Below are 488 nucleotides of genomic sequence, written 5' to 3'. Positions count from 1 at the left end.
TGCCCGAACGCAAAAATCGTTTACGACTTATTCCATGTTGTTGCTAAGTTCGGTCGTGAGGTAATGGATAGAGTCAGAGTCGACCAAGCCAACAAACTCAAGCAAGATAAAAAAGCGAGGCAATGGGTCAAGCGCTCACGCTGGGTGTTGTTGAAAAATAGAGGCAACTTAAATCCACGGCAAGACAGCTATCTTACAGAAATATTGAATATCAATAAGGACTTAATGACCACTTATATACTCGGGGCACAACTCAAAGAGCTTTGGTATTGTGAATCAGAAGCACATGCTAAAGGGCTCTGGGAGGCTTGGTGGGCACAAGTACAAGAGAGTGGAATTAAGCCATTGAAAGAGTTCGCACGAAAACTGAGTCCTTATCTTCACGGTATTATCGCATCGGCAAGTTATCCGCTAAACACCTGCACCCTAGAAGGGATAAACAACAAGATAAAGCTAATCAAGCGAATGGGGTATGGGTATCGAGATAC

1 protein-coding gene is annotated in these 488 nt (G+C 43.6%); it reads left to right on the top strand.

All coding sequences use genetic code 11. The features are described 5' to 3' along the window. Window positions 1–488: transposase (locus AB4274_RS21490; protein WP_372113200.1), on the top strand; the 488-nt coding region annotated here is incomplete at both ends.

The organism is Vibrio sp. 10N.261.55.A10, assembly GCF_041470825.1.
Lineage (GTDB): Bacteria > Pseudomonadota > Gammaproteobacteria > Enterobacterales > Vibrionaceae > Vibrio > Vibrio crassostreae_C.
The sequence above is the reverse complement of the archived record's forward strand: the minus strand, read 5'-3'. Positions and strand labels throughout refer to the sequence as shown.